The organism is Streptomyces sp. Tek67B01, from assembly GCF_055231995.1.
On record NZ_JBUYUY010000001.1, the window covers coordinates 1202748 to 1223357 of the forward strand.

Genomic DNA, 20610 nt, shown 5'->3' on the forward strand with positions numbered 1-20610 from the left:
GTCAGGAAGGCGTGGGGACGGCGTCGCAGAGGGACAGCGCGTGGATCCGGTCCGGGGAGCCGGGGCGGGCGTAGTACCAGCCCTGGGCGGTGTCGCAGCCGAGCTCGCGGAGCTGGGCCGCCTGGACACCGGTCTCCACGCCCTCGACGGTGACGGCGAGTTCGAGGCTGTGGGCCAGCGCGACGATGCCCTGCACGATCTTGACGTCGACGGGGTTGGCCGGCTGCTGCTGCATTCCCTGTGTGAAGGAGCGGTCCAGTTTGAGCACGCTGACCGGCAGGCGACGCAGGTTGGCGAGATTGGAGTAGCCCGTGCCGAAGTCGTCCAGGGCGATGTCCACACCCAGGGCCGCGAGCCGGCGCAGCGGTTCGAGCAGTTCGTCGTCGGCGCCGATCAGCGCCGACTCGGTGACCTCCAGGCACAGCGCGCCCGGGGCGAGCCCGGAGGTCTCCAGCACGCGGACGGTGTCGGCGACCAGCCCGGGGTGGTGCAGTTGCGTCGGCGAGAGGTTGACGTTGACGCGCAGCGCGGAGCCGCCGTGCCGTCGCTGCCAGGTGCAGGCCTGGCGCACGGACTCCTCGAGGACCCAGCGGCCGAGCGGGACGATCAGTCCCGTGCGCTCGGCGAGCGGGATGAAGCGGTCCGGGCCCAGCACCCCGTACTGCGGGTGCGACCAACGCACCAGCGCCTCCGCACCGTGCACGCTGCCGTCGTGCATGTGCACCAGAGGTTGGTACTCGATGAAGAACTCGCCTCGTTCCAGGGCCGCGGGCAGCGCGTTGGTCAGGCCGTGGCGGGTGATGGCGCGGGCGTCGGCCTCCTCGTCGGCGAACTCGAACCGGTTGCCGCCCGCCGCCTTGGCCCGGTACATCGTGATGTCGGCGCTGCGCAGCACCTCCGCCGGGGTCCGTTCGCCCGCCGGACCCTCGACGATGCCGATGCTGCCGCGGACCGTCAGCTCCCGGCCCTCCAGCCGGATCGGCGTGGACAGCGCGGAAAGGACCCGGACCGCCATCTCGGTGGCCTTCTCCTCGGTGTCGGAGCCGGTGGTCAGTGCCACGAACTCGTCACCGCCGAGCCGTGCGACGACCTCGCCCGGTCCCGTCGCGCAGCTCTGGAGCCGGTCGGCCACCTCGACCAGCAGCCGGTCGCCCGCGGAGTGGCCCAGGCTGTCGTTGACCGCCTTGAACCCGTCCAGGTCCAGGTAGCAGAGGCCGAAGCGGGGGCCGCCGGCCCCGCTCAGGGCCTTCTCCAGCCGTTCGAAGAACAGCGTGCGGTTGGGCAGGCCGGTCAGGGCGTCGTGGGTGGCCTCGTAGCGCAGCCGCAGGTTGAGCAGCCGGCGTTCGGTGGTGTCCTCCATCAGGGCCAGCTGGTACTGCGGGCGCCCTTCGGGGTCCCGCAGCAGCGACACCGTCAGGTTGGTCCACAGGACGGTCCCGTCGTTGCGGTAGTAGGGCTTCTCCACCCGGTAGTGCTCGCGTTCCCCGCGGACCAGTTCGCCGTACATCCGCCAGACGTGCGGTGTGTCGTCGGGGTGGCCCCACTCGCTGACGTTGCGGCTGCGGACGTGACCTTCGAGGCCGCCGAACATCTTGAGCAACGTGTCGTTGACCTCCAGGACGTTGCCTTCCAGGTCGGCGATGCCGATGCCGATGGCGGCACCCTCGAAGACGGCCCGGAAGCGTTCCTCGCTCGCGTGCAGGGCCTGTTGCGCGTCGGCGCGGGCGGTCAGCGCGGAGCGGGCGATGGCTTCCTGCTCCTTGAGCGTGCGCTCCCGCAGCGCGCGGGCGAAACCGGCCGCGATGCCGTGCTGGAGCCGCGCGCAGCGGGACCGGTACTCCTCCGTGCTCTCCGCCCCGACCCCGTCGGGACCGCAGTACAGCACCAGGTACGACTCGACGACCCCCAGGGTTCCCGCGAGGGCCTCGGGGTCGGTGCAGTGCACGGCGACGAGTTCGGCGCCCACCCGCTGGGCGGGCGAGGCGTCGAAGGGTCGGGCGTGCAGGGCCTCGGTGAGCGTGCGGGTCAGGGGGACCAGGTGCCGTTCGAACTCGGGACGGGTCAGCGAGGTCGCCGTGACGGGGAAGATGGCCCGGCCCCAGATGGTCGCGAAACGCGCGATCCGGTCCTCCAGCCCGCTGTGGTGCTCCCGCAGGTCCGCCCGGCCCGCGTGCGGGCCGGGCGGCGCGGCGCAGATCGAAGGGTCCTTCGGCGACGTCACCGCCCCGGCCTCCGGTGGACGGGCCGGGCTCGGGCTGACGGGCTGTGGGGTCGGGGCCGGGAGTCTCACGCCTTGCGTCCCACTCCGGCGAAGCCCGAGAAGGCGAACGGGTCCTCCGGCGTGTCCCCGTCCGTCGGGGAATCGGTGAGCTCCGGGCGCCAGTCGGGCATCGACACCAGGCCCGGTTCCAGCAGGTCGAACCCGTCGAAGAAGCGCGTGACCTCCTCGCGCGTACGCATCACGAGGGGGTTGTGGATGTCCCGGTAGACGCCGACGGCCCCGACCGCGACCTCCTCCGCGAGCGGGATGCCTTCGTAGGAGGCGTGGGTGAGGATCAGCATGCTGCCGGGGGCGAGCGCGTCGCGCAGTGTGGCGACGGACGCGTACGGGTCGTCGCTGTCCTCCAGGAAGTGCAGAACCGCGACGAGCAGCAGGGCGACCGGACGGCTCAGGTCCAGCAGTCGGGTGACCTCGGGGGCGGCCAGGATGTCCTGCGGTTTGCGCAGGTCGGCGGAGACGACATCGGTGCGGTCGTCGCCGGCGAGCACGGCCTGGCTGTGCGCGACGGCCACCGGATCGTGGTCGACGTAGACCACGCGCGCCTCGGGGGTGGCCTGGCGGGCGACCTCGTGGACGTTGCCGAAGGTCGGGATGCCGGAGCCGATGTCGAGGAACTGGGTGACGCCCTCGGAGACGGCGTGGCGCACGGCACGGCGCATGAAAGCCCGGTTGGCCTGCATGATCTTGGGCATGCCCGGCAGGAATTCCATGGCCCTGCGGGCCGCCTGGCGGTCGACTTCGAAGTTGTGCGAGCCGCCCAGGTAGTAATCGTAGATGCGGGACACGCTCGGCACCGATATGTCGATGCCTGGCGGGGCCCAGGCGGGGCGCTCCATCGGGGTCTCCAAGCCGTCGTCGTGTCGTGGTCCGGTGAGGTCGTTCGGGAAACCGGACTCCTGTCCGAGCCGAATGTACTGATCATTGGCCAACGGGGCGAGTAAAAGCGGAAATTGGCGATCCGTTCTTGGTCACATCACCTAACGCGAGCACGGGTGCCACCGCACCCCGTGACAGAAACCGACAAATACCTTTTGGGAATTGAGCGAACCGACCTGGAAGTCGGTCATAAGGTGGCTCAAACCACTACGGTCCGAACTCCGCCCGTTCAGGCGAACCAGGGCCGATCTTCGCGTGTCGGGATGCGAGCGGGCCCATGCTCCCCGGGTGAACAGAGCATGTGCCCGGCGCCTGCTGGCGGTACCGGTCCTGGTGTGGGCGGCGATGTCCGCCACGCCGGCCGTGGCCGATAGCCGCGCCTCCACGTCGATCTCCCCGGCCGACGGCACGGGCCCCTTCGGGGTGTCCACGGCCGCCCACGGCGTCCGGGCGGTGGCCGGCGGGGGTGGCGGACATCACGACGACGCCCACGAAGACGGTCATGGGAACGGCCGCGGAAACGGTCAAGCGGGCGGATGGGGCGACGGCCCCGGTCACGGCTGGGGCCATCACCACGGGCACCACTGCCCGCCACCGCCACCGCCCCCCTGTCCCCCGAAGCCCACCCCCACACCGACGCCGACGCCCACACCGACCCCCGCACCACCTCCCCCCTCCCCCAAGCCCCCTCCGCCCCCTCCGCCCAAGCCCACTCCACCCCCCGCACCCCCCAAGCCGGCAGCGCCGAGGCCCGCGCCACCGCCACCCGTGGCCACCCGGGCACCCGCACCGCCCCCGCCGGAACCCGCCCCGGCGCCGGAACCCACCCCCACCCCCACCCCGGTGACTCCCCCGCCCGCCCCCAAGCCGGTGGCCCGCCCCACCTACCACTCACCGTCCCGCAAGCCGGCCGAGCACCACATCTCGCCGGTCACCTTCACGCTCATGACCGCGGCGCCCGCGGTGCTCGCGATCGTCGCGCTGCGCCCCCGCTAGGTCCGGCCCCCGTCCCTTGTTAGGAGTCATCGTGTCGGAATGGCTCGTCCTGTCCCTGGCGATGGCCGCGGCCTGCGCCGTGGTACTGGGCATCGCCTTCTTCAACCAGCGCCGGATCGGCGAGGACGACGATCCCAACCAGACCCCCGACGTCATCGAGTACATGACGATGATGATCGGGGTGATCTACGCGATCGTCCTGGGCCTCGCGATCGCGGGCGTCTGGGAGGGCCGCGGGGCCGCCCAGGAGTACGTGCGCCAGGAGTCCCAGGCCCTGCACGAGATCAGCGTCCGCTCCGAGGTCTATCCGCCCGAGGTCCGCAAGACCATCCGCTCCGACGTCGACGCGTACGTGACGTACGTGGTGGACACGGAGTGGAAGGAGATGACCGACCACGGCAAGATCACCGACCGCGGCGGACAACTGCTGGAACGCGTCCGCCGGGACGTCACGGACTACGAACCGAAGACCGACCACGAGGGGCAGGCGTACCAGCCGCTGGTCGACCAGGTCGCGGCGGTGGACGACGCCCGCAGCGCCCGCGGCCAGAGCGCCCAGGCCACGATGCCCGGGGTGGTGTGGTTCGGCCTCGTCGTGGGGGCGCTGGTGACGGTCGGTCTGATCTTCACGCTCCAGATCCGGCGCTCGTTCCGCGAACTGCTGCTGGCCGGGCTGTTCAGCGCGCTGATCGCCTTCCTGCTGTTCCTGATCTGGGACTTCGACGCGCCCTTCGGAAGGGGCATCGCGGCCACCGCCGAGCCCTTCTTCGCCCAGTTCCCCCACCTCGGGCTCGGGGACTGAGGGCGGTCGGCCCGCCAACCCCCCGACAAACCGGGGACGGGGCTCCCGTCCCCGGTTCGGCCCATCGATATGACCCGTTCGCCCGTTCCTGATCGCGGGCCCCCGGGCCCGCGCCTAGCGTGACGGACATCGAGGCGCACGTCCCCCCACGTGCGGAAACCATTCCGCGGCTGCTCCTCGGGGATCCGGAGAGACACTCATGGGTGCGATACGCAGCTCCGCCACAGCCCTGCTGAGCGCCGGCGCCACGGGCGTCGTTCTCGCGCTCGGTCCGGCGGGCACCAGTGCCGCCGTCGCGGCCGAAGCCCAGCCCGCCACCTCGTTCGCCTTCGCCATCACCCCGTCGACGGTCGCCCCCGGCGGACAGGTGGTGCTCTCCGTCAGCGGGTGCAACGCCGCGTTCGCCACCTCGTCCTCCGGCGTCTTCGACACCGTGAGCATCGCGCGCGGCCAGACCGCCCGGGTCACCGTCGACCGCGACGCCCGGCCCGGGGCGCTGTACTCCGTCACCTTCACCTGCAACGGAGAGACCGGTTCGGCCGACCTGACCATCGCCGGCGCCACGAGCAGGCCCACCACGAGTTCCACGGTCGGCCCACCGCGCCGGCTCCCGTTGCCGCCCACCGCGCCCGCCCTGCCGGCCGTGCCCACCGCGCCCACCTCGCGCGGCGCCACCCTCGGCGTACGGGGCGGCCTGGGCGGCAGCGTCGCCGGGGCGGACCTCCTGGAACTGGGCATCGGCGCCGGTTTCGTACTGACCGCCGTGGGCGCCACGGGATACGTGCTGCGCCGCCGCTACACCCGCGGCCACTGACGGCGGCGGACACCTTGACGCGGCGGCAGCCGCCCCGCCCGGGTCCTGGCGGGAACCGCACGCGCCCCGAGCCCTCGTCAGGACTCGGGGCGACCGCGGTGCCGGGCGCACCGGGGAGGTCGGCCGGTCAGGCCCGGCTACCGATCGGGCGGCGACGGCGCATCACGTGGATGCCCGCGCCGAGTGCCGCCGTGGCGACGAGACCGGAACCGATGGCGGTCTCGGTGGTGGACGGGCCGAAGGAGCCACCGAGACCGCCCTGGGCGCCGTTGCCGTCCAGGATCGTGAAGCGGTGGGTGGCGACGAGACTGCTGTCGTTGCACCTGACGGACAGTGTCTGGTGGCCGGGAGAGGCGTGGTTGAAGATGCGGACGGTCGCGAATCCGATGGAGCCGGCCGACAGTCTCGTCTCGGGAAAGTTGCCGTGCGACCAGACCGTGCCGCCGTGGGTGCATCCGGCCGCGCTGACCTGCATCGTGGAGCCCTGGTGCACGGAGTACGGGTTGACCGTGACGTTGCTGGGCCCGGTGCCGCCGCCCAACGGCGGGCCGCCCGCCGGGTTCGCCGAGGCGAGGGGTGCGCCGAGGGCCACGGCGGCGCAGGCGGCCGCGGTCACGGTGAGTGCGCGCAAAACACGCATGGTGGAACCTCCAGCGGGAAGCGCCCCGGAGCGGTCGCCCGGGATGATCGACGAGAACGCCTCCCATCACGAACCCTCCGGGCGGCTCGCAACCAGCGCATTTCCGACTTTGGGCCGCCCGGTTGACCGACACGCCGAAGATCGCGGAACGTTTCTGACGGATCCGCAGGTCACGACCCGTCAGGCATTTATGTGACGATTACCTGGATGGGCGCACCCCTTCCGGCCGCACCACCCGTTCGCCCGCCCCCGATCGCCGTCCCGGCCGCGCACCCTTAGCGTGCGTGGAGAAGGGCGTACCGGGGAGGGACTGGAACGCGGGTCGGGACCCCCGCGTCGGGAAGGGAGAGCCATGACCGAGGACGAGGGTGAGCAGCGGCCGAGGAGGCGCTCCCCGTGGGGACCACTCGCACTGGTCCTGCTCACCGGCCTCGCCATGATGCGCAACGGTGTGAACCTGAACGACGGTCCGCCGCAGCCCGCCGCCGCCGCGGCCGTCGCCGTACGGCCCGACCAGGCGGCGGTGGCGCCACCGGCTCCGCCGCCGGACCTGGAGGTGCTGGAGCACTCGTCGGTGCAGCGCATCCGGATCCCCGCGATCAAGGTGGACGCGCCGGTGATGACGGTCGGGCTGGACGCGCAGGGCTTCATCGACGCGCCGCCGCCGCAGGACCCGAACCTGGCCGGGTGGTACCTCAACGGGATCTCCCCCGGCCAGCAGGGGTCGGCGGTCATCGTGGGCCACGTGGACAACGCGCAGGGCCCGGCGGTCTTCTACGGCCTGGGCTCCCTGGGCAAGGGCCAGCACATCGAGGTGGAGCGGTACGACGGGCGCACGGCGGTGTTCGAGGTGTACGGCGTGGAGGTGTTCTCCAAGGAGACCTTCCCCGGAGCCCGGGTGTACGGGGACACCGGTCACCCGGAACTCCGTGTGATCACCTGCGGCGGCGGCTACTCCAAGGGCCGGGGCTACGACGGCAACGTGGTCGTCTTCGCCCGGATGGTGGAGACCCGCTGACGCCCGACGAGGGCCGTGGCGGCACGTCGGGGCACGCCGACCGGAGCGCGGGCGCCACCGCGGCTGGGGCGGGGCCTCAGTGCGCCCGGGCGGTCGGCAGGGTGGGGAGCGTCATCCGGTAGCCCCTGGAGAGCAGTCGGGGCAGGTACGTACCGAGCGCCTCGACGCTCTGGGAACGGTTGCCGCCCGCGTCGTGGGACAGCACGATCACCCCTGGCGCGGCGCCTCCCAACACGCGGGAGACGATGGTGGAGGTCCCCGGTTCCGTCCAGTCGAGGCTGTCGACCGTCCAGGCGAGGGGCTCCATCCCCAGTTCGGCGCCGATCTCGAAGGCGGCCCGGTTCCAGGCTCCGTAGGGCGCCCGGAACCACTGGGGCGCGGTGCCGACCGCCGCCTCCACGACGTCGCTGGTGCGCCCGATCTCGCCGGCCAGGTCGGGGCGCGTGAGGGTGGGGATGAGCGGGTGGGTCCAGGTGTGGTTGCCGATGACATGGCCCTCGGCGGCCATCCGGCGCAGCAGGTCGCGGTTGTCGGTGGCCATCTCGCCGCAGACGAAGAACACGGCGCGGACCCCGTGCCGGGCGAGGGTGTCGAGGATGCCGGGGGTGTAGCGGGGGTCGGGGCCGTCGTCGAAGGTGAGGACCATCTGGCCCGCCCGGCTCGCCTCGGCGGGCAGTTCCAGGATGGGCCGGGTGCGGACGGCGGGCTTGACGGCGGGTGGCCGAGCGGGGGCCTCGGCCGTCATCGGCGTCAGCCGGTAGCTGTTGGGCGGGAGTCCGTTGGCCCGCAGGGCGGGGGCTCCCGCCGCCCCCCGACCGGTGGCGCCCGCGCCGCCGGGCCCGGGCGCCGGGCCGGAACCGGCCGGGCGCCCGGAGGGCGGGCCGCCCGCGGCCGGAGTGTCGCTTTCGCCGCGGGTGATCAGCGAGGCGGCCGCCGCGACTCCGAGGAAGACGGCGGTGCGCAGGAGCACGCGTCGCCCTACTGTCGGTTCGTCATTTTTCATTCTTACTGGGTATCAACGACTGCCGCGAAGAGACCGGGAGGCGCGAAGGCGCCCGGTGCCCGTCACCCGCCCGGGCCAGCCGGAGGACCGGTCGGCCGCGCCGTGGGTCCGGTCGGCCGCGTCGCGGGTCCGGTCGGCCGCGCCGTGGGTCCGGTCAGCCACGCCGTGGGTCCGGTCAGCCGCGCCGTACGAGCGGGAACGGGAGCGTCTCGCGGATCGTCAGACCGGTGAGGAACATGACGAGCCGGTCGACACCGATGCCGAGCCCACCGGTCGGCGGCATCGCGTACTCCAGCGCGTCCAGGAAGTCGTTGTCGAGTTCCATCGCCTCGAGGTCGCCGCCCGCCGCCAGCAGTGACTGCTCGGTCAGCCGGCGGCGCTGCTCGACGGGGTCGGTGAGCTCCGAGTAGGCGGTCCCGAGCTCGGTGCCGAAGGCGACCAGGTCCCAGCGTTCGGCCAGCCGCGGGTCCTCGCGGTGCTGCCGGGTCAGCGGGGAGACGTCGGTGGGGAAGTCCTTGTAGAAGGTGGGCAGCTTGGTCTTCTCCTCCACCAGCCGCTCGTACATCTCCAGCGCCACGTCGCCCCGGGTGTCGTCGGGCGAGTGGGGGACCCCGGCCCGGTCGCACAGGCGGCGCAGCGCCCGCTCGTCGGTGTCGGCGTCGACCTCCTCGCCCAGCGCCTCGCTGATGGCCCCGTACATCGTCTTGACCGGCCAGTACCCGGAGATGTCGTGGACGGCGAGTTTGCCGTCGGCCTCGGCGTGGTGGGCGACGGGCGAACCGAAGGCCGCGGTGGCGGCGCCCTGGATGAGTTCCCGGGTCAGATCGAGCATCACGTCGTAGTCCGCGAAGGCCTGGTAGGCCTCCAACATCGTGAACTCGGGGTTGTGCTTGTAGGAGACGCCTTCGTTGCGGAAGGTGCGGCCCATCTCGAAGACCTTCTCCATACCGCCGACGCACAGCCGCTTCAGGTACAGCTCGGGGGCGATGCGCAGGTACAGGTCGAGGTCGTAGGCGTTGATGTGGGTGCGGAAGGGCCGGGCGTTGGCCCCGCCGTGGATCTGCTGGAGCATCGGGGTCTCGACCTCCAGGTAGCCGCGTTCCAGCAGCCCCTGCCGCAGGGCCTGTACGGCGGTGGAGCGGGCCCGTACGACGTCGCGCGCCTCGGGGCTGGCGACGAGGTCGAGGTAGCGGCGCCGGACGCGGGCCTCGGGATCGGCCAGGCCCTTGCGCTTGTCGGGCAGGGGGCGCAGGCACTTGCCGGTGAGCTGCCAGGAGTGGACGACGACGGACAGCCGGCCGGACTTGCTGGTGGCGACCTCGCCGGTGGCCACGACGTGGTCGCCGAAGTCGACTTGTGACGTGAAGGACTCCAGTACGCCCGGGCCCGTCTCGTCGCGGGTGAGCATCAGCTGGGTGTCGCCGGTCCAGTCCCGCAGCACGGCGAAGACGACGCCCCCGAGGTCGCGTACGACCATCACCCGGCCGGCGAGGGTCACCTGTTGACCGGTACGGGCGCCGGGCGGGTGGCCGCGATGGGCCTCCTCCAGGCGGGCGACGGTGTGGGTGCGCTGTGGGATGCCGACCGGGTAGGGGTCGGTGCCGGACGCCCGGATGCGGTCCAGTTTGGCGTGCCGCACCCGGACCTGCTCGGGCAGCCGCTCGGTCGCCGCGCGCCCGCCGACCTCCCCGACGAGGTCCAGGCCGAGGGAGTCGATGGAGGGCAGGCCCTCGGTGGTGGCGGGCGCGGTCAGGCCCTTGGGGTGGGCGTTGCCCCACAGTTTGCGCATGCTCGGTACGGAGACGAAGCCCTCGGCGATTCCGGAGGCGAGGCTGACCCGGGCGAGGGAGCCGGCGTCCTGGTAGCAGAGGAACCGCGGGTACCACTCGGGGCCGTACTTGACGTTCGAGCGGTACAGCGCCTCCAGCTGCCACCAGCGGGAGAAGAACAGCAGCAACCTGCGCCACAGCCGCAGGACCGGCCCGGCGCCGATCCGGCCGCCCTCCTCGAAGGCGGAACGGAACACCGCGAAGTTGAGGGAGATCCGGCGCACCCCCAGCCCGGGCGCGGCGGCGCAGAGCTGGGCGACCATGAACTCCATGACGCCGTTGGGGGCGGCGCGGTCTCGCCGCATCAGGTCGAGGGAGATTCCGTCCTTGCCCCAGGGGACGAAGGACAGCAGGGCGATCAGCCGGCGCTCGGCGTCGAAGGCCTCGACGAGGAGGCAGTCACCGTCGGCGGGGTCGCCGAGCCGGTCCAGGGCCATGGAGAAGCCGCGTTCGGTCTCGGTGTCGCGCCAGGTGTCGGCCCGCTCGACGATGGTGTGCATCTCCTCCTCCGAGAGGGAGGAGTGGCGGCGGATGACCGTGGTGGCGCCGGTGCGCCGGACCCGGTTGACGGCCTGCCGGGTGACGCGCATGTCGCGGCCGTCGAGGTCGAACTGGGCGACGTGCAAGATCGCCTCGTCACCGAGCTGGAGGGCGCCGAGCCCGGAGCGGGCGTACGCGGTCGCGCCGTCCTCGGAGGCGCCCATGACGGCGGGCTGCCAGCCGTAGCGGCGGGCCACGGCCAGCCAGGCGTTGATGGCGGGGGTCCAGGCCGCGGGGTCGCCGACCGGGTCGCCGCTGGCCAGGCAGACGCCCGCCTCGACGCGGTAGGTGACGGCGGCCTTGCCGTTGGGGGCGAAGACGACGGCCTTGTCCCGCCGGGTCGCGAAGTAACCGAGCGAGTCGGAGCGCCCGTAGGCGCCGAGGAGTGCGCGGATGCGGGGTTCCTCGTCCCCGTGCAGGGCGGCGGTCAGCCGCTGGGACCGGAACAGGGCCGCGGCGGCGTTCAGCAGGGCGATCGCGCCGAAGAGGCCGAGTACGAAGGACAGCGGGCGGGGTGGACGGCCGTCGAACCGGCGGTCGGAGAAGAGGCCGCCGAAGACCTCTTTGGCGGCCCAGTCGAGCCACTGGCCCTTGGGCAGGGTCCCGGGGAACAGGGCGACCAGGCCCCACCCGGCGAGGACGGCGAGGAGCAGGCCCAGACCGAGGACGAGCAAGGCCCGCCAGAAGGCGCCGGGCCGGGAGGCGGCGTAGAACTCCCGGCGGCCGGCGATCAAGAGTGCGAGGGCGGCGGCCGCGATGGCCAGGGAGACGCCGCCGATCCAGTACTCGTCGTCCGCGATGAACAGCACGTCGACGAGGATCAGCAAGGCCAGATAGGTGACGACGATCCACCAGGCGACCTTCTTGCGGGCGCCGAGGGCGGCGGCGAGGAGGAAGAGGAAGACGGCGTAGGCGAGGTTCGCGCTGACGGGGATGACGAAGTCGTCGAGGAAGCGCACGATGTGGCGCAGCAGGCGGCGCAGCCCCGGGGAGAACGACAGGAGGGCGCACAGCAGTCCGAGCGCTGCGAAGAACGCTCCGAACGCGTCGGGGACCCGGTGCAGGAAACGGCTACGGGTCCCGCGGGTCTGCTCCGCGGTGGCACTCATGGTTCGCACTGTAGGGAGGGCCGGGCCGGTCCGCGCGCCGACGGGATACCGTCGGGGGGTGACGGAGCACGTGGGTACGGGATTCGAACGCGGTACGGACGGTCCGAAGGTGATCCTGGCCGGGGTCGACGGTTCGGATTCCTCGTTGCGGGCCGCGGCGTACGCGGCGGGGTTGGCGAGGCGGCAGAACGCGCTGCTGGCGCTGGTGTACGTACAGCCGTTGATGACGGCCGGGGCTTCGCTGGGGGCGCCGGTGGCGGACACGACGGGAGAGATCGCGGAGGGTCTCGTCGCGGAGATCCGTGCGGCCGCCGAGCGGCTGAAGGGCATCTTCGAGGTCCGCTGGCAGTTCCACACCTTCCGCGGCGACCCTTACGCGGGTCTGGTGAGCGCTGCGCAGGAGCTGAAGGCGGACGCGGTGGTGGTCGGGACGTCCGAGCGGGCCGGGCACCGCATCGTCGGCTCGGTGGCGGTCAGGCTGGTCAAGGCGGGCCGGTGGCCCGTCACGGTGGTGCCGTAACGGGCCGGAGGCCACAGCGGGCCGGGGCCGTAACGGGCCGGCGGGGCGGGCCGGGCGGGCGCTACCTGCCCATCGTGAGGCCGTCCTTCGCGGCGCCGCGGCTGAGGACGGCTTCGGCGATGGCGTCCCTCGCGGTTTCCCAGTCGTCGTGGTCGGGGTGCTTGGCGAGAGCGTCGGGGAGGTTGACGACCCTCCAAGGCGACTCGTCCGTCATCTGCGGGACGAATTCGGCCTTGGTGACGCGCCAGCGCTGTCCCGCGGCGGCCGGCGGGGCGAAGGTGAAGCGGCCGATGGACCCGTAGTTGCCGCGCGCGTCCCGCTCGCCGCTGTCGTTGAACATCTCGCCCGCCACCTGGTCGCCCATGCCGTACACGACCCAGGTCCCGTTGACCTTCTCGTAGGCCTGGGGGATGTGGGCGTGGGTACCGAGGACGAGATCGATGTCGGGGCGCCCGGCGGTCTGCGAGGCGGTCAGGGCCTTGCCCAACGACAGCTGGGTCTCGTCCGGCTCCGTCTGCCACTCGGTGCCCCAGTGCACGCTGACGAGGACCACGTCCGCGCCCGCTTTCCGGGCGGCCCGGGCGTCCGCGACGATCTTCTCCCGCTTCATCAGGTTGACGGCCCAGGGCTGTCCCTCGGGCATCGGGTAGCCGTTCGTGTCGTACGTGTACGCGAGGTGCGCGACCTTGGCGGAGCCGGCCCGGTAGGAGGTGACGGTGGCCGCCTCGGCCGCCGTGCGGGCGGAACCGGCGTGCTTGAGGCCGGCCTTGTCGAAGGCGTCGAGGGTGCGCCGCACCCCGTCGGCGCCGTCGTCCAGGGTGTGGTTGGAGGCGGTGGAGCAGCCGTCGTAGCCGGTCGCCTTCAGTGCGTCGGCGATCTCGGGCGGGGATTTGAAGGCCGGGTAGCCGGTGAAGGGGCCGCCCTCCTCGCCGTAGACGGTCTCCATGTGGCACAGGGCGAGGTCCGCCGCGGACACCACCGCTTTGACCCCGGCGAACATGGGCCGGAAGTCGTGGCCGTCACCCCCGGCGTCGGTGGCGCCCTGCCGGATGATCGAGGTGTGCGGCAGTACGTCGCCGCTCGCGACCAGCGTGAAGCCCTTGGCGCCCCCCGGGGCGGCGGGTGAGCCGCCGGTGGAGGTCCCGGTGCCGTGGCCGCCCGCCATACGCGCGGGAGCGGACTTCCCGGTGGCGGAGCAGGCGGCGGCCGTGGCGGACAGGAGGAGGGTCGACACGAGGGCGAGGGCCTGGCGGGTGCGCTGGGTCATCTGTACCGGCTCCGCTCGGAGGGACACCTGGGACACCCGGGACGTGCGGGCACCCAGACAGGGGGTGATTTGTACGACGATCCGATGAGCTGAATTCACAGAAGACGGCGCCGCGAGTCAAGGAACAGCGCCGCCCGGACCGCCTCGGTTCACCCCCATGGCCGTTCGCCGCGCCGTTCGACCGTTCACCGTGCGGCGCGGCCGCCCACCGGAAGACCGGGGTGCTTGGGCGCAACGGGGGCACCGGACGGTTCCCGGGCGGCCCCGTGCAGGTCAGGGTGAGTCCGTCGGACCGTACGGTCCGCGGCAGACCCCGGCGAACAGCGGAAGGAGCCACTCGTGCCGCCCTCCCCCACCCTCCTGCGAACGGACCCCGAGGTACTGGCCGAACTGCAGCGCGAGCACGGGCGGGCGCTGTTCGGTTTCCTGGTCGGCCTGACGGCGGGGGACGCGCAGCGGGCCGAAGACCTCGTGCAGGAGACCCTCGTACGGGTCTGGCAGCACCCGGAGGTGCTCGACAGCGGGCACGAATCCATGCGGCCGTGGCTGTTCACCGTCGCCCGCCGCCTCGCGATCGACGCCCGGCGGGCCCGCCTCTCACGACCCCAGGAGGTGGACCCGGACGGCCTGGAACAAGCGCCCTCGCCCGAGGACGCGGTGGCCGGCTCGGTGACCGCGATCGACGTCAGACGGGCCGTGGGCAGTCTGGGCCAAGAGCACCGCGAGGTGCTGATGCAGGTCTACTTCCGGGACCGCTCGGTGGCCGAGGCCGCCGCGGAACTCGGCATTCCGGCCGGAACCGTCAAGTCCCGTACGCACTACGCCCTGCGCGCCCTGCGCAAGGGCCTCCAGGGATACGGGCTCGGCGCCTGAGGTACCGTCACGGCGGAGCGAGGAGGGGCCGGGCGGGCCGCCGCGACCCGGCCCCAAAAAACGCCCCGAAGGGATACGGACCGGACACGAGCCGCGTCAAATCCGGTATCGGAACGGTCAAGTTGAGTAAACATCCTCCGCTCCGCGAGGCCCTCGGTGAAGGCTCGGTGCTGACGACGGCATGCTCGACACGCGGGAGAAGGTGGAACGGTGCGGCCCGAGGGTACGAACGGCACCAGTGACGGTGGCGGCGGTGGGCTGGCGGTGCCCATGGCGTGGCTCTACGCGGAGTACATCGCCGACGAACTGCTGCGCACGGGCCGGCTGATCCCCGTCAGCACGCTGGAGTTCCGGGCCGGCCGGGACACGCTCGCGTTGACCATCTACCTCTCGGACGCGGCCGGTGAGCTCTCCGGGATCCGGGTGGTCTCCCAGCTCGACGAGTGGCTGTCGCTGACGGCCTACGGACACCCCTGGCGCGACTGGGTGGAGACACGTTTCCTCCAGCTCGGCGAAGAGGCCCGGGAGGGCGGGCGCGACGAGGACCCGGACCTGGAGCTGGCGCGGGCCGCCTGGCGCTGGCTGGACCGCACGGAGCTGTTCGCGACGAACCTCGACCCGGGACGGCACGGGCACGCGGACACGCCGACAGGCCTGGACGAGAACGTCCGCGTCTGGACCCCGGCCTGGCAACTCGGGCTGCCGCTGGGGCACTTGGCGATGCATCTGTTCTGACAGGAGGGCCTCAGGCGTCCGCGACGCGGGACCCGGGCGCCTCGGCGGGGTCAGTGACCAGACCGGTGAAGTCCGCCTCGTTGCGCTCGGCCCGGGTCACGTACCAGCGGGCGATGAGCCACATCACCGGGTACACGAGCAGGCCCAGCGCCACCCACACCAGCGGGTCGGACACGACCCGGGGCAGCAGGAACGCCAACGGCAGCGCGCCGACCAACAGGCCGAGCACGGCCAGCGCCCACAGCGCCGCCCGGAGTTGACTGCGCATCAGGGCCCGTACGTAGGTGGCGCCGACACTGGTCTGCTCGGAGATCTCCGACCGCGCGGGGGTGTGCGCGGGCGCCCTGCGCCGCGACCCCCGGGGCACACCGGTGACGACCTCCCGCCGCGACACCCGCTGCTCCTCGGCCATGCCGACGAAGTCTACGCGCCCACCCCCGCTCCGAGCACGGCCACGACCGCCGCGGACCCCGGCCCGGGACGCCCACCCCTGTAGATTTGGGGCCCATGGACACGGGGCCACGAGGGATTCCGCCCGCACACGGCAAGCGCGACCGCGAGGTGACCGAAGGGTGCGGCCCGTGGTTCCGCTGCCATTGGGACGAGGAAGACACCTGGTTCTACTTCGAGGTCGACTCCGACGGATGGGTGGTCCGGCAGGTCGAACTCCAGGGCCCCCGGCTCCGGCCCGTCGCCGCCGCGCGGGTCACCGACGACGACGCGCGGTACGGGTTCACCGCCGAGTCGCCGGTCTCGCAGTGGCAGGGCCACGTGCCGCGACCGCTGGCGGCGGAGGAGTTCGAGACGGTCTGGGACAGGGCCCGGCGGGAGCTCGCGCCCGCCCGGCCGAGGCCTACTTGAGGAGGCGGGAGAGCCGGCGGTCCGCGAGCGGTTCGCCGCCGGTCTGGCAGGTGGGGCAGTACTGCAGGGAGGAGTCGGCGAAGGACACCGAGCGGATGGCGTCCCCGCAGACCGGGCACGGCTCCCCCGCCCGGCCGTGGACCCGCAGCCCGCTCATCTTCTCCGCCTTGAGGTGCCCCGCCGCCACCCCGTGGGCCCGCTCCACGGCCGAGCGCAGGGTGTCCCGGACGGCGTCGTAGAGGTGCGTCACCTGGTCGTCGTCGAAGGAGGCGGCCAGCTTGAACGGCGACACCTTCGCGGCGTGCAGGATCTCGTCGCTGTAGGCGTTCCCGATGCCGGCGATGACGCTCTGGTCGCGCAGCACGCCCTTGATCTGCCGCCGCTCCCCCGCCAGCAGGGCGGCGAAGGCCGCACGGTCGAAGCCGTCGGCGAGCGGGTCGGGCCCGAGCCGGGCGATGCCGGGGACCTCCTGGGGGTCGCGGACGACGTACACCGCGAGCCGCTTCTGGGTGCCCGCCTCGGTGAGGTCGAAGCCTCCGCCGCCCTCCAGTACGACGCGCAGCGCCAGCGGCCCCTTGCCTGGGCGCGGCGGCCCTGCCGGCAGGGTGTCCTGCCAGCGCAGCCAGCCGGCCCGGGCCAGGTGGGTGACGAGGTGGAGTTCGCCGATCCGCAGGGCGAGGAACTTCCCGTACCGGGTGGTGGGCCCCGCGGGCTGCCCTTCGAGGGCGGTGAGCGGCGGCTCGTACGTCTTGAGCACGCTGACCGCGAGCGGGAGGACGCGCTCGACCACCCGCCCGGTCAGGTGCTCGTCGAGGAACTCCCTGAGGGCCTCGACTTCGGGCAGCTCCGGCATGCTCCAAGCGTGCCGCCGCCCCGGGCGGAACGCGAGCCGTGGGACGGCCGGGCCTGTCCTGCCGGGCGTGTCCCGCCGGGCCGCCGCCCCCCGTCGTCACGGACTCAGGTCAGCGCGAACTCGCACCACACGCACTTGCCGCCGCCCCGGGGGTCCACGCCCCAGACGTCCGCCAGCCGGTCCACCAGCATCAGGCCGCGGCCCGAGACGCCCGACTCCCCCGCCTCGCGGCGGCGGGGCAGGGCGCTGGATCGGTCCTCGACCTCCACTCGGAGCCGGCCCCGGGGGCCGGGCAGGACCCGGAGCGTCACGATGGCCGGTCCGTCCGTGTGCATGAGGGCGTTGACGATCAGCTCGTCGGCGACCAGCTCGATCTCGTCGGCCCGCTCCCGCGCTCCCCACGCGCGCACCGCCGCGCCGATCATGTGCCGGGCCGCGACCAGGGCTTCCGGGTCCGCCGGCGCGACGTGCAGTTGGAGCCGGCCGCCGCCCTGTGGCGCGTCGGGCACCTGGCGGCGCAGCAACAACAGCGCCATGTCGTCGTCGCCGCCGCGCTCGTCGATGACCCCGCACAGCTGGTCCGCGAGCTTCTGGAGGTCCGCCGGGCCGCCTCGGATCAATTCCGTCAGATGTCCGATCCCCTGGTCGAGGTCGGTGCCGGGCTGCTCGACGAGTCCGTCCGTGCAGAGCAGAAGCGTTTCCCCGGGGCCCAGTTCCATCGTGGTGACCGCGTACTCCAGCCGGCCGAACTCCGCCGAGAGCCCCAGCGGCATCCCGCCCTCCGTGGTGACCCGGCGGCAGTCCCCGTCGCGGGTGCGCACCAAGGGGTCGATGTGCCCTGCCCGTACCAACTGCAGCACGCCGGTCGCGAGGTCGGCCTCCACATAGGTGCAGGTCGCGAAGCGGTCGGTGTCGAGCTCGTGCAGGAACACCGACGCCCGCGCCATCACGGTGGCGGGCGAGTGGCCTTCGGTGGCGTAAGCGCGCAGCACGATGCGCAGCTGGCCCATCACGGCCGCCGCGTGGGTGTCGTGGCCCTGGACGTCGCCGATGACCGCCCCGACGCGACCGCCCGGCAGCGGGATGACGTCGTACCAGTCGCCCCCGATGTCCTGGCCCATGCGCGCCGACCGGTAGCGGACGGCTATGTCCGCGCCGGGAACGGACGGGATGCGGCGCGGCAGCATCGCCTGCTGGAGGCCTTCGGCGAGGTCGTGTTCCTGCTCGAGCAGCATGGCCCGTTGCAGGCTCTGCGCGATGCTGCTGCCGAGGGCGACCAGCAGGTTGCGTTCCTCCTGCGTGAAGCCGTCCTTGTCCTGGTAGAGCAGACCGATGGCGCCGATCGGGCGGGCCTGGGCGATCAGGGGCAGGTAGGCGGCCGCCGATATGTCCATCCCGGAGATCCTCGCCCAGAGGTCGGGGTAACCCTCGGCGAACTCCTTGGCGGAGTCGAGGAAGCGGGGCTGGAGCGAGCGGACGACCTCGCTCATCGGGTACTGCTCGTCGACGCGGGTGTAGCGGGTGCCGGGGACGAAACTGCCTTCCGGCCCTTCGGCCACCAGGTGGATGCGACCGGCCTCGACCAGTCCCATGACCATGCCCATCGAGCCGAGCCGCTCCAGGCCGTGCGCGTCCCCGAGCGCGTCGATGACGTCCTTGACGGTACGGGCGTGCGCGAGGGCGGCGGTGGTGCTTTCGACCACGGAGGTCTGGCGGCGGCGTTCCTCGTCCAGCCCGAGGCGTTCCGCCGAGTGGCCGAGCTCCTCGGTCGCGTCCCGGACTATCCCGATGATCCGGTACGGGCGTCCGTGCGGGTCTCGCATGACGCGGCCCTGGGTGTGGGTCCAGCGGAGCGTGCCGTCCTGGCAGCGGATGCGGAAGTAGGCGCCGTAGCTGTCCACGCCGCTCTTGAGGGCGCTGGAGACGAGCGCGTCGAGCCGGGTCGCCTCGGCGGGCGGCACGCGGGGGGCGAGGCACTCGGGGTGGCCGTCGTACTCGGTGGCGCTCGTGTCGAACACTTCGAGGGCCGCCACGTCCATGTGCATGAGACCGGTGAGCAGGTCCCAGTCAAAACTGCCCATCCGGTTCAGCGAGAGCGACCGGCCCGGGTGCGCGGGCCAGTCGTCCGGCAGCGATACGGCGGTCGGCACCGGTCCACCATGACACACCGGCGGGTCAGGCGCTCTCCATGGAGGGGGCGGGACCGAAGGGCTGTGGGGCGTCCGGCGGGGGGTACGGGTCGTAGGGCGCGGAGGGGTCGTATCCGTACGGGTCCGCCTGCTCCGGCGCCACACCGTCGGGTCCCGTCGGCAGTCCGGGGTCCCCGGGCGGCGGGGCGGTGGGGTACCGGTCCGGCGCGAGGTCGAAGGCGCCGTCCGGCGGCAGGTCCTGCGGGATGTCCTGGGGGACGTCCTGCGCGGGGCCGTTGGGGAGGTCCGGGGGGAGCGGGGCGGGCGCGTCGGAGGGCGGAGCCGACGGTCGCTTGGGCTGGGGCCGGGCGGGCTGGGCCGGTTCGACCGGCCGGTTCTGGCCGGACGGTGGCCTCGGCCCGGGCGGCTCGAGGGGATCGCCCGGGTCGGTCGGGGCGGCCGGTCCGTCGGAGGTGAGGGGCCCGCTCGGGATGGTTTCGGCCGGGTCGTAGGGCGGCATCCCCTTCGGCGTCGTGTCCTGGGCGCCGTCGTCGCCGGTCTTGCGCTCCAGCCAGGTGTTGTCGGCGAGGTTGACGAGCACGAGGTGGTCCAGTTGCTGGACGGTGGGCTCAATGACGATGACCTGGTTGGCCTGGTAGCCGTTCCAGGGATCGCCCTTGATCACCGGGTTCCCCTTGGGGGCTCGTGGCGGGGAGAGGGGGTGGCCGGAGCCGCAGCGCACGCGTGGCATGCCGTGCCCGTCGACGAGGACGGCCGTCCCCGCTTGGAGCACGGACTGGAAGGCGCCGGCCCGGCCGTCCTGGAAGCCGTGGCCGGTGACCCGTGTGTCGGCGCGCAGGACGACCGGTGTGAGGTCGCGCAGGAAGTCCCCGATCTTGTCCTGGGCGACGCCGGAGGCCTCGGCGAAGGCGCTCGCCTTGGCGTTGTCGGCGGTCAGGAGGCTCGACTGGTGTTCCACGTCGCAGCTTCCGAGCCGCTGGATGCCGCCGTACAGGCCGGGCGTCGCGGCGTTGACGGTACGGATGCCCTGGCCGCTCCGGTTGGGAAGCGGGGGCTGGGCGGGGGCCGATTCACCGGTGGCGGTGGAGGTGGTGAAGGGGTCGGGTCCCGCCGAGCCGACGGGCTGGAGGTGGATCTCCGGGGCCTCCGGGCCGGGGGCGCTCACGGGCTTCTCGGAACCGCCGCAGGCGGTGGCGAGCAGCCCGAGCAGGCCGATGGCCGTGAAGAGCGGCGTCCGGACCGGTGCGTGACGGCGCGGCGCCTGACGGGATGTCGGTGCGTGCTCGTCGCTCAAGAGATTCTCCCTTTTCGCCCCGGTTGCTTGCTCCTTGTCTGCCGCATCCGCGCCCGGCCCGCAACCGGAAGCCCCCGACCGGAGCACCTGCCGGCTTCTTGAACATGTTCAAGGAACCGCGTAGGGTCGCGACCACGACTTGAACGCGT

Annotated in this window: 18 protein-coding genes; 8 read left to right on the plus strand and 10 right to left on the minus strand. The window is 72.6% G+C overall.

Annotation, left to right across the window (positions count from 1 at the left end; genetic code table 11):
- Position 1: 1 nt before the first annotated feature.
- Both ACV7NM_RS05550 and ACV7NM_RS05555 read right to left on the minus strand, forming a co-directional pair.
- Positions 2-2134, minus strand: coding sequence for a putative bifunctional diguanylate cyclase/phosphodiesterase (locus tag ACV7NM_RS05550; protein ID WP_463413843.1), 2133 nt, complete (start codon positions 2132-2134; stop codon positions 2-4).
- A gap of 152 nt (positions 2135-2286) precedes the next feature.
- On the minus strand, positions 2287-3117 hold the full coding sequence (locus ACV7NM_RS05555) for an SAM-dependent methyltransferase (RefSeq protein WP_463413844.1): 831 nt from the start codon (positions 3115-3117) through the stop codon (positions 2287-2289).
- An 883-nt stretch (positions 3118-4000) separates the two neighbouring features.
- On the opposite strand from ACV7NM_RS05555, the gene ACV7NM_RS05560 reads away from it, so the two are divergent.
- The 3 genes from ACV7NM_RS05560 to ACV7NM_RS05570 all read left to right on the plus strand — a co-directional run bounded on the left by ACV7NM_RS05560 (position 4001) and on the right by ACV7NM_RS05570 (position 5769).
- On the plus strand, positions 4001-4153 hold the full coding sequence (locus ACV7NM_RS05560) for a hypothetical protein (protein WP_463409203.1): 153 nt from the start codon (positions 4001-4003) through the stop codon (positions 4151-4153).
- A 31-nt stretch (positions 4154-4184) separates the two neighbouring features.
- A complete protein-coding gene (locus ACV7NM_RS05565; protein WP_463409204.1) occupies positions 4185-4955 on the plus strand; it encodes a bestrophin-like domain in 771 nt (256 codons plus the stop codon).
- Between the two features lie 199 nt (positions 4956-5154).
- Positions 5155-5769, plus strand: coding sequence for a hypothetical protein (locus ACV7NM_RS05570; RefSeq protein ID WP_463409205.1), 615 nt, complete (start codon positions 5155-5157; stop codon positions 5767-5769).
- A 127-nt stretch (positions 5770-5896) separates the two neighbouring features.
- On the opposite strand, the gene ACV7NM_RS05575 is transcribed toward ACV7NM_RS05570, so the two are convergent.
- Positions 5897-6409, minus strand: coding sequence for a hypothetical protein (locus ACV7NM_RS05575; RefSeq protein ID WP_463409206.1), 513 nt, complete (start codon positions 6407-6409; stop codon positions 5897-5899).
- A 352-nt stretch (positions 6410-6761) separates the two neighbouring features.
- Here ACV7NM_RS05575 and ACV7NM_RS05580 point away from each other — a divergent pair, with 352 nt between their 5' ends.
- Positions 6762-7427, plus strand: a complete 666-nt coding sequence (locus ACV7NM_RS05580; protein ID WP_463409207.1) for a class F sortase — start codon at positions 6762-6764, stop codon at positions 7425-7427.
- Between the two features lie 76 nt (positions 7428-7503).
- On the opposite strand, the gene ACV7NM_RS05585 is transcribed toward ACV7NM_RS05580, so the two are convergent.
- On the minus strand, positions 7504-8430 hold the full coding sequence (locus ACV7NM_RS05585; RefSeq protein WP_463409208.1) for a polysaccharide deacetylase family protein: 927 nt from the start codon (positions 8428-8430) through the stop codon (positions 7504-7506).
- 175 nt (positions 8431-8605) lie between these two features.
- Complete coding sequence (gene lysX / locus ACV7NM_RS05590; RefSeq protein ID WP_463409209.1) at positions 8606-11908, minus strand: bifunctional lysylphosphatidylglycerol synthetase/lysine--tRNA ligase LysX; 3303 nt, start codon at positions 11906-11908, stop codon at positions 8606-8608.
- A gap of 58 nt (positions 11909-11966) precedes the next feature.
- Here lysX and ACV7NM_RS05595 point away from each other — a divergent pair, with 58 nt between their 5' ends.
- Positions 11967-12428, plus strand: coding sequence for a universal stress protein (locus ACV7NM_RS05595; protein WP_463409210.1), 462 nt, complete (start codon positions 11967-11969; stop codon positions 12426-12428).
- 61 nt (positions 12429-12489) lie between these two features.
- On the opposite strand, the gene ACV7NM_RS05600 is transcribed toward ACV7NM_RS05595, so the two are convergent.
- Positions 12490-13695 (minus strand): CapA family protein, encoded by a 1206-nt coding sequence (locus ACV7NM_RS05600; RefSeq protein ID WP_463409211.1) that lies wholly within the window; start codon positions 13693-13695, stop codon positions 12490-12492.
- A 339-nt stretch (positions 13696-14034) separates the two neighbouring features.
- Between ACV7NM_RS05600 and ACV7NM_RS05605 the strand changes: the two genes are divergently transcribed.
- Both ACV7NM_RS05605 and ACV7NM_RS05610 read left to right on the plus strand, forming a co-directional pair.
- Positions 14035-14568 (plus strand): sigma-70 family RNA polymerase sigma factor, encoded by a 534-nt coding sequence (locus ACV7NM_RS05605; RefSeq protein WP_463409212.1) that lies wholly within the window; start codon positions 14035-14037, stop codon positions 14566-14568.
- Positions 14569-14778: 210 nt separating this feature from the next.
- Positions 14779-15303: a hypothetical protein gene (locus ACV7NM_RS05610; protein WP_463409213.1), complete on the plus strand. Its 525-nt coding sequence runs from the start codon at positions 14779-14781 to the stop codon at positions 15301-15303.
- A gap of 10 nt (positions 15304-15313) precedes the next feature.
- On the opposite strand, the gene ACV7NM_RS05615 is transcribed toward ACV7NM_RS05610, so the two are convergent.
- Entirely contained in the window at positions 15314-15715 is a 402-nt protein-coding gene (locus ACV7NM_RS05615; protein ID WP_463409214.1) for a DUF485 domain-containing protein, read from the minus strand.
- A gap of 95 nt (positions 15716-15810) precedes the next feature.
- Here ACV7NM_RS05615 and ACV7NM_RS05620 point away from each other — a divergent pair, with 95 nt between their 5' ends.
- Entirely contained in the window at positions 15811-16164 is a 354-nt protein-coding gene (locus tag ACV7NM_RS05620) for a hypothetical protein (RefSeq protein WP_463409215.1), read from the plus strand.
- On the opposite strand, the gene ACV7NM_RS05625 is transcribed toward ACV7NM_RS05620, so the two are convergent.
- The 3 genes from ACV7NM_RS05625 to ACV7NM_RS05635 all read right to left on the minus strand — a co-directional run bounded on the left by ACV7NM_RS05625 (position 16157) and on the right by ACV7NM_RS05635 (position 20461).
- Complete coding sequence (locus ACV7NM_RS05625) at positions 16157-17017, minus strand: Fpg/Nei family DNA glycosylase (RefSeq protein WP_463409216.1); 861 nt, start codon at positions 17015-17017, stop codon at positions 16157-16159. The genes ACV7NM_RS05620 and ACV7NM_RS05625 overlap by 8 nt on opposite strands.
- A gap of 104 nt (positions 17018-17121) precedes the next feature.
- Complete coding sequence (locus tag ACV7NM_RS05630) at positions 17122-19185, minus strand: SpoIIE family protein phosphatase (RefSeq protein ID WP_463409217.1); 2064 nt, start codon at positions 19183-19185, stop codon at positions 17122-17124.
- A gap of 7 nt (positions 19186-19192) precedes the next feature.
- Entirely contained in the window at positions 19193-20461 is a 1269-nt protein-coding gene (locus tag ACV7NM_RS05635; protein ID WP_463409218.1) for a DUF6777 domain-containing protein, read from the minus strand.
- Between the last annotated feature and the right edge of the window lie 149 nt (positions 20462-20610).